Origin of the sequence: Pseudoalteromonas sp., from assembly GCF_041613455.1 — a bacterium.
GTDB lineage: Bacteria > Pseudomonadota > Gammaproteobacteria > Enterobacterales > Alteromonadaceae > Pseudoalteromonas.
Genome location: NZ_JBFJHD010000131.1, coordinates 1 through 8,203, shown reverse-complemented (window position 1 = coordinate 8,203; position 8,203 = coordinate 1). Strand labels below are relative to the sequence as shown.

Here is an 8,203-nt window from a genome sequence, read left to right as displayed (position 1 = left end):
TTTCTGCTTGCAGCAGCCTATAAAAACGAGTGGGATTTTGAAGACCGATTCAGCTCAGTGATCAGCCAAGACGTCAAAAATGCACACGGTGAAATTGACTGTACAACAGCGCTTAATAGCGCCGATGACGTTGCAAACTCGTGCTTTAATACCGTTAAAAATGCCCAAGTGACCACAGAAACTGAGCGTTATAATGGCTCATTTAGTGTTGGTTACACTTTAGGTACGCATAGTGTATCAGCGCAGCAGCTTTACATTATTGACAACGAAGATCAGTCTGAAATTGCGATTTCGCAAAGTCCAGCGGGTAGTTCAACATTTAGTATTGCTGGCGATGGCGTGGCTAATCGTAACCATACCTTTAACTACGAAGAGCGCCAGCTTAATATCACGCAGTTTATTGGTCAGCACACCTTTTTAGATTACTTGGGAATTGGCGCTGATTGGCAGTATACCGAAGCGAAAGCCACCACGGATATTCCGACCAATGCTGATTTTGAATTTCGCGATGAGTATAACAGCGACGGCGCTTATGCGGGGTCACAAATTACCGGTGATGATAACCGTGTAATTATGTCATACACCAATATGCAAGAGCGGGTTAAGTCTTACAGCGGTAATTTAACCTTACCAGTCAGCTTTGACAGTATGGATGTTGAGTTCAAAGTTGGCTATGACTTTTCAGACAGGGCGCGTATTTTTAACACCTCAAGCTTTGCTATTAATAACAGTGGTGGTGCTGGTATTATTATTAATGATGGCAGCGATAATGCGCTTAATAATAGTGGCTACCTAAGCGACGAATTTATTAATAACAACTCAATCTTGGTTGATTTTAACGAACCGACAGCCCCTGATGCGGATGATTACTTAGCCGGTCAAAAAGTCGATGCCGGGTATGCCTCGTTTGATGTGTTTTATCAGCAATGGTTACGCATTAGTGGGGGGGTACGCTATGAACAATTTAAGCAAACGTCCATTGGTACATCGAGCCTGATATTTGACCAAGACGATTTGCATACCTTTTACGATCCGGCAAAAATTCAAGCCGGTTCAATTGTTTCTGACGATTGGTATCCTGCGCTTTCAGTGACCTATGTAGGCGCCGATAATTACCAAATTCGTGCAGGCTACGGCGAAACGGTGGTGCGTCCTGATTTTCGTGAAGTGGTACCGGTCACTTATTTTGATCCGCTTACCGATATTAGAACCTTTGGCCGCACAGGGCTGAAAAGTAGTCCGATTAAAAACTATGACTTACGCTACGAATATTACGGTGACGCGGGTAACTCGTTTAGTGTTGCTGCTTTTTACAAGGACATTACAGCACCCATTGAAACGGTTTTAAATATTGGCGATGAAGACTATTCAGCCTCATTTATTAACGGTGAAACTGCTGAGGTATATGGTATAGAAGCTGAGTGGTTGCAAGACCTCAGGTTTTTATCAGAAGGGTTATTCACCAGCGGTAATATTACGCTGAGTGATTCACAAGCGTCTATCGATCCTGCGCTTGCGGGGACCTTAACTAATCCCAAAAAACGTATGACAGGTCACTCAGAGTATGTTGTTAACTTGCAGCTTAACTATGATTCACTTAATGGCATGCACAGTAGCTCTTTGGTGTACAACGTGTTTGGTGAACGTATTTTAGCCGCCGGTGTCGCCAGTCGTGATGATGCCTATGAGCAGCCATTTCACTCGCTAGACTTAGTCTATACCTTTTACCCTGATTTTAATTCTAAGGTGAAGTTTAAAGTTAAAAACTTACTGAATGAAGATCAGCAGGTATCGCAATCAGATATTATTGTGCGCTCTAAAGAAGTGGGTATGAACTTTGATATAAGTTACAGCTATGAGTTTTAATATGGTCGCTAAATAGCGCCCACATAACTGCGCCTAACCACTGAACAGCCCTGTATTTAATACAGGGCTTTTTTATCTGTATGAAAAATATTTAAGTTACAGTTTATTGACTAGTTTTGTTACACCAGCAGTGTTAGCTTTGGGGTGATAAAAATTAAATCTCACGCAATGAATTTTAATTTTTAATTTATCTAGGCCTTTTATGAATCAAATAATGGAAAACACAATGAAAAAAGTAGGATTAGTCGGTTGGCGTGGCATGGTTGGCTCGGTATTATTAGAGCGTATGGAACAACAACATGATTTTGCAGATATCGACACCACCTTTTTCACCACCTCACAAGCCGGTCAGCTTGGTCCGAATATAGCGGGCCCCGCCAAACCGCTTTTAGATGCCAGCGATATTGCTGAGCTGGCAAAAATGGACATTATTGTTACCTGCCAAGGTGGCGATTACACCAATGCGGTGTATCCACAATTACGTGAATCGGGTTGGAATGGCTATTGGATAGATGCCGCCTCGGCACTGCGTATGAGCGACGACAGCATTATCGTGCTCGATCCGGTTAACAAAGATGTGATTGAACAAGGGCTAGAGCAAGGTGTTAAAACCTTTGTGGGTGGTAACTGTACGGTTTCACTGATGCTATTAGCACTGGGTGGTTTATTTGAGCACGATCTGATTGAGTGGGTAAGCCCAATGACCTATCAAGCTGCTTCGGGCGCGGGTGCGCGGAACATGAAAGAGCTTATCGCACAAATGGGCGCTATTCATCAAAGTGTAGCCGAGCAAGTGAACAACCCAAGCTCTGCTATTTTAGCAATTGATAAAATCGTTAGCGAAAAAATGGCATCAAGCGAGTTACCACAAGACCAATTTGGCGTGCCACTGGCAGGTAGCTTAATCCCGTGGATTGATGTGCCTATGCCCAGCGGTCAATCTAAAGAAGAGTGGAAAGCGCAAGTTGAAGCGAATAAAATTTTAGGCTCATCTAAACAGCCTGTGCCGATTGATGGTTTATGCGTGCGTATTGGCGCAATGCGTTGTCATAGCCAAGCGATGACGATTAAATTACGCGAAGACATTAGCGTTGCTAAAATAGAAGACATTTTAGCGTCTCATAACGAGTGGGTTAAGGTGATTCCTAATGAACGTGAGATCAGCTGCACCGATTTAACCCCCGTCAAAGTCACCGGTACTTTAAGTATTCCGGTTGGTCGTATTCGTAAACTGGCGATGGGGCCCAAATACATCAGTGCCTTTACTGTGGGCGATCAACTATTATGGGGGGCCGCAGAGCCGCTACGCCGTATGCTACGCATTATTGTTGATAGTGAGTAAGCGCCATTTGATATAAAAAAGGGTTAGCCAATGGCTAACCCTTTTTACTGTAAACACTAAACAGCTTACGCCTAAGCTGGTGGCTTTAATTCATTAGTACTCTTTTTCTCTGAGTAATAACTTTAGATCGGCCAATTGGGCTTGTAAGGCTTTCACTTGCCCTTGCGTTGCCGGAAGCGAGTTATCGTCGGCTAATTCTTCGCGCGCTTTTTTATGCTCTTGCGACATGACTTCTAAAATAGCCCCCACCATCATATTTAAAAACACAAACGCAGTTAAAAATATAAAGGTTAAGTAGTAAATCCAACTTAATCGGTATACCGCCATGGTTTCGTACATTATGTCGGTCCAATCTTCAAAAGTGGCAATTCTAAATAAGGTCAACATAGAAATAGACACATCGTCCCATAATACAGGGTTTATATGGCCAAACATCATGCTGCCCATGGCGGCATAAATGTAAAAAATAACAAACATGAGTAGCGCAATGTAGCCCATTTGCGGTATGGCTTTGAGCAAGGAGTTTACTAATAAGCGTAATTCAGGGATCATCGACACTAAGCGTAATACTCTAAATATGCGCAGTAACCGTGCCAGCAACATGCTTGAACCGGCTGCCGGGTACAAGCTACCAAGCACAATAATTGTATCGAATATATTCCAGCCTTTGGAGAAAAAGTCTTTTATGCCTTTACTGGCAATAAAGCGGATCACCAGTTCAATTAAAAAGAACGCTGTAATCGCAATGTCCATCCAGTTTAGGATAAGCTCTGCCGTAGGGTGTAAGGAGTAGGTGTGAGCGCCCACCGTCAGAGCAGAAACAACAATGACAACAATAACAAATGATTGAAATAGTTTGCTTTTATCTATACGCTGAAATTGCTGTTGCAACTTCGACAACATCATAATAAGTCCTGTACAAAGTAAGGTTTTTTGTGGCGCTTAATATACAGTTTTTACCTTCTAAAGTGTAAGGAATTTTAATGGTTATCAATAAACTAAATCGCTATTTACTGGCTTGTGCCGGTGTATTTTTGTTATCTGCTTGTAGCTCAGATGCCCGTTTTCATGAAATACAATCTGCGCGTCTTGATGAATGCAATTACAAAGCCGATGCCGAATACTATGAGTGCTTAAAGTTACAACAAAGTAACTTTGCCAAATTTAAACAACAACAAGCAGAAAAAGAAAAAACCAATGACTAAAACGCAAAAACAGCGTGATAAACAGATACGCCATGCACTGACCGCAGCCTGCGAACAGATTAAATCGACGCTGACAGGCTTTGCGTACTTAACGCACACCGTTGACTTAAACAACGAAGCTAACAGTATCAAAGTGACCTGTTATTTTGATGATGAGCTGGCCTATCAACAGCACCAGGCACAATTAGACACACTGAAAAAGGTTATTGTTGCACAATTAGCCCAGATTAATTTGCCGATTAAGCCCGCAGCAATTACGTTTTTAGCCGATTAACCCCGTGTGGTTGGTTTGTCTGTAGAGGGAGGTTATAATTGGGCAAATTATTTTTAGAGTATTCATTATGGCTGTTCCTACGCGTGCGCAAATTTCCCCTGGTAGCACAGTAAATATCGTATTAAAAGAGCATCAACGCTGTGGCACCTTAACGCAAGGGGTGGTTGAGCGTTTATTAACTAAATCACCTAATCACCCGCACGGTATTAAAGTTCGTTTAGAAGATGGCCAAGTAGGCCGAGTAAAAGAGATTTTATAATGGATAGTTTAACTGAGCAGGCTTTTTGGGACTTAGTAACCACTCCCGACTTAGGGCTTGATCCACAAAGTGTGAGCGACAACTTAAAACTTAAATTGCATGATTTAAGCGATCAACAGTTAATTGCATTTGATAAGTACTTTGGTCTTTGTATGCGCCAATGTTACCGCTGGGATTTATTTGGTGCGGCGTTTGTGATGGCCGGTTGTAACGATGAATACGGCTTTAGCGAATTTAGATGTTGGTTAATTTCACGCGGTAAAAGCGTATTTGATAATGCGCTACTTAACCCCGACTCGTTAGCCAATTGTACGCCGGTGTATTACTTAAACGAGCAGCCGTATCCGTACATCGACGAATACGACCTCATCGCCGGACTCCTGTACGAAGAGCGTAACGATGATGAACTGCCATTTGTGCCCTCAGGTAGCGATGAGCCCAAAGGCAAACGCTTTAAAGACAAAGCGAAGTTTTTAAAACAAAGTTACCCATTATTGTTTGCCAAATACTGGCAGTAACTCTTTTGCTTAATCGCGACTACAGCGCGTAGTCGTTCAAGGCATTGCTTAGCCTCGCACTCGATTAGTTAAGCAAGCTGTTTTAATAGCTTGCTTATAACAGCCGAATTAATAGCCTGGCAGCTTTAGGCCATGTCTGCAGTACGACTTCTCTCCTTTTATAGTAAATCTCTGTTATAGTTGTATAAAGTTGAGTAACTAAATATTTTTAATTGCTTAACACGCCACTTTCGAGGATATAACTACGCAATGAAATACATTACACTTGCTTTATTAACCATCACTGTTATCAGTGCGCATGCCGTTGCTAAACCGAGTAACAAGAGCCGCTTTATTCCACTTTTAGAAACCAAGTTAGGTGCCTACGAAGTCGTATCGGCTAATTCTGCATTATGCGTTAATAGTCAGTTACGCTTAATTAACCCAGCGGATCCCGATGCGGGCTTTACTTTAGGTGAGCAAATTGTGTTTGATTCGTTACATAACGGCACGCAAACAATAAAAAAGCCTAACTTTTGTTTTGTGACCAGTTCTTTAAAGTACAAAAGCGATGGCCTGGAAAATAGCATTAGAACCAGTCGCTGCGAAAACCCTATTAATGAAAAAATCATTCGCCAAACCCTCTATTTTGGCGCTAACAATACCCTTACTTATACCCTGAGTGAGCCTCAGGTTGAGTGCAGCTTTAAAAAAGCGGGCGAGTAATATTCACTACTCGCCGCGAGGGTTAATTACAGTGTATTTTGGGTATATCACGCCAACGGGTGGTGTATTGCGGCGATAAAAAAGCGCGCTTCATTTGCCAGCGCTCGCTAAGTTTACTGCTAGCTAGGCTGAGTACCCCTTTACCGTAGCGATTGTTAATAGCATCAAGGCAGCTCATTAATTGGGGGTTGTCGCTGCGGGCATTAAATAAATCATTTTGTGCAAAGCGCTGGGAGGTGAGCTCTAATGCCCCGATACCACACTTATAAAAACGTACACCGGGTTGGTATATGTGTGCAAATACCGCCGCTACGGCATTTGCCATTACACAGGTATCGTTAGTGGGGGTGGTAAAGCGATAGAGGTACGACTTTTTGCAAAATTTACTGTCGTGGGTGGAGCTGGCGGCAAAAATATAAAGCTGTTTGGTTAATGAGTGTTGCGCCCTGAGTTTAGTTGCCACAATAGTGACATGGTTTATCAGTGCGGCTTTTAATGCAACAGCATCATGTAAGCGCTCACCAAAGCTGCGTGTTGAATAGATTTCGCGTTTATCTTGGCGTACTTCATCCCAATTTAAACATGGCTCGCCATTAAGCTCACGCACGGTACGCTCTACAACAACACTAAACGCGCGGCGCATTGCTTTGGGGTTTTGCTGTGCTAATTGCCAAGCGCTATGAATGTTCATTATTTTGAGTTTTTTGGCTAAGCGTTTGCCTATGCCCCATACATCTTCACACGCCATTCTTTGTAAAATAGCACGTCGGCTCGCAAGGCTATCAATAACGGCTACGCCGTTAAAACCACTCAGTTTTTTTGCCGCATGATTGGCCGCCTTAGCTAGAGTGGCGGTGGGACCAAAGCCTACGCCAACCGGCAGTTTAGTTTCGCGCCATACAGTACGCCTCATCGTGTGACCGTATGCAAACCAGTCATTAATTACTGTGCTGTAACCATTAAAATGCAAAAACGACTCATCAATACTGTATACGTGCTGAGTATCGCAAAAGCGGCCAATCACGTTCATCATTTTGTCGCTTAAATCGGCGTATAACTCGTAATTACTGGAGCGTACAACCACCTTGTGCTGCGCCAATAGGTGTTTAACTTTAAAGTAGGGCGCAAATTTAGGCACGTTTAGTTGCCGTGCAATCGGGCACACCGCGCAGATACAACCATCGTTATTGGTAAGCACCACCACAGGTTTGGAGCGAATTGCCGGATCAAACACTTTTTCGGCGCTGGCATAAAATGCCACCGCATCCACTAAGGCATACATGCGAGTAACTCCGGACTTTGCCGGTGCATTCTAATCGATAGACTCACCACGCCTTCAAGCTGAAATTCGTCACTGGCAGTGATCTGCACCGGCGGATACAAGGGCGAGGCCGACAGCAGCCGTGCATTACTTTTATCAAGCAGTTTACAAACAAACAAGCCATTTAAATTAGCCACAATAACATCGCCATTTTTTGCGGCTTCGGCACGGTCGACCAGCAATAAATCACCATCAAAAATACCCACTTCTTGCATCGAGCCCCCAGAGGCAATACCAATAAAAGTGGCATCGGGGTGTTTGATCAGTAACTCATCAAGCGACACCCCTAATTCTGAATATTGCGCGGCGGGGGATTCAAAGCCACACACACCGGCTTCTATATAAATAGGAATTACAAACATAGGCTCACAACCAAAACACATATACTGTATAAGTGTACAGTATATGTGTTTTGTGACAGCTATGCCAAGTAATGAATGATTGAACCCCCACGGTTTTTGTTCATTCGCTGTGCTAGTACGCAGAATACAGCGTGTTGTAGTTACTAATAAACAGCAAATTCATACTGTTACAAAAAGCAGCGGCAACGAGTTGCGCAATCAGCATTATCTTATATAGTTAAATAGCAGATGTTATTTACCAGCTTCACCGTAGAGGCCTTGAATTGCTGGGAGTCAGACCCATCTCTGCTAATACCTTTGCTGTTTATGGTTCAGCACGCCATAAATATGTATTTCATCTGGAGGTGCTAT

Annotated in this window: 10 protein-coding genes; 7 read left to right on the top strand and 3 right to left on the bottom strand. The window is 43.1% G+C overall.

What is annotated here, in order from left to right; genetic code table 11:
• Both ABYB02_RS11835 and asd read left to right on the top strand, forming a co-directional pair.
• The coding region (locus ABYB02_RS11835; RefSeq protein WP_372762652.1) for a TonB-dependent receptor domain-containing protein at positions 1–1,866 on the top strand (1,866 nt) is incomplete at its 5' end.
• A gap of 202 nt (positions 1,867–2,068) precedes the next feature.
• Positions 2,069–3,208: an aspartate-semialdehyde dehydrogenase gene (gene asd / locus ABYB02_RS11830; RefSeq protein ID WP_372762651.1), complete on the top strand. Its 1,140-nt coding sequence runs from the start codon at positions 2,069–2,071 to the stop codon at positions 3,206–3,208.
• A 93-nt stretch (positions 3,209–3,301) separates the two neighbouring features.
• Here the strand turns inward: asd and ABYB02_RS11825 are convergent, their stop codons facing one another.
• Positions 3,302–4,111: an ion transporter gene (locus ABYB02_RS11825; protein WP_372762653.1), complete on the bottom strand. Its 810-nt coding sequence runs from the start codon at positions 4,109–4,111 to the stop codon at positions 3,302–3,304.
• An 80-nt stretch (positions 4,112–4,191) separates the two neighbouring features.
• Here ABYB02_RS11825 and ABYB02_RS11820 point away from each other — a divergent pair, with 80 nt between their 5' ends.
• The 5 genes from ABYB02_RS11820 (at position 4,192) to ABYB02_RS11800 (ending at position 6,169) form a co-directional block, all read left to right on the top strand.
• Positions 4,192–4,413 (top strand): hypothetical protein, encoded by a 222-nt coding sequence (locus tag ABYB02_RS11820; protein ID WP_372762650.1) that lies wholly within the window; start codon positions 4,192–4,194, stop codon positions 4,411–4,413.
• Positions 4,406–4,687 (top strand): hypothetical protein, encoded by a 282-nt coding sequence (locus ABYB02_RS11815; RefSeq protein ID WP_372762649.1) that lies wholly within the window; start codon positions 4,406–4,408, stop codon positions 4,685–4,687. Before ABYB02_RS11820 ends, ABYB02_RS11815 begins: the two co-directional genes overlap by 8 nt.
• Positions 4,688–4,754: 67 nt before the next feature.
• Entirely contained in the window at positions 4,755–4,946 is a 192-nt protein-coding gene (locus tag ABYB02_RS11810; protein WP_372762648.1) for a YwbE family protein, read from the top strand.
• Entirely contained in the window at positions 4,946–5,464 is a 519-nt protein-coding gene (locus ABYB02_RS11805) for a DUF4240 domain-containing protein (protein WP_372762647.1), read from the top strand. Before ABYB02_RS11810 ends, ABYB02_RS11805 begins: the two co-directional genes overlap by 1 nt.
• Before the next feature lie 249 nt (positions 5,465–5,713).
• Positions 5,714–6,169 carry a hypothetical protein gene (locus ABYB02_RS11800; RefSeq protein ID WP_372762646.1) on the top strand — a complete coding sequence of 152 codons (456 nt, stop codon included), beginning with the start codon at positions 5,714–5,716 and terminating at the stop codon, positions 6,167–6,169.
• Positions 6,170–6,191: 22 nt separating this feature from the next.
• On the opposite strand, the gene ABYB02_RS11795 is transcribed toward ABYB02_RS11800, so the two are convergent.
• Positions 6,192–7,451 (bottom strand): Y-family DNA polymerase, encoded by a 1,260-nt coding sequence (locus ABYB02_RS11795; protein WP_372762645.1) that lies wholly within the window; start codon positions 7,449–7,451, stop codon positions 6,192–6,194.
• Positions 7,439–7,852 (bottom strand): LexA family protein, encoded by a 414-nt coding sequence (locus tag ABYB02_RS11790; protein ID WP_372762644.1) that lies wholly within the window; start codon positions 7,850–7,852, stop codon positions 7,439–7,441. Before ABYB02_RS11790 ends, ABYB02_RS11795 begins: the two co-directional genes overlap by 13 nt.
• Positions 7,853–8,203 lie beyond the last annotated feature (351 nt).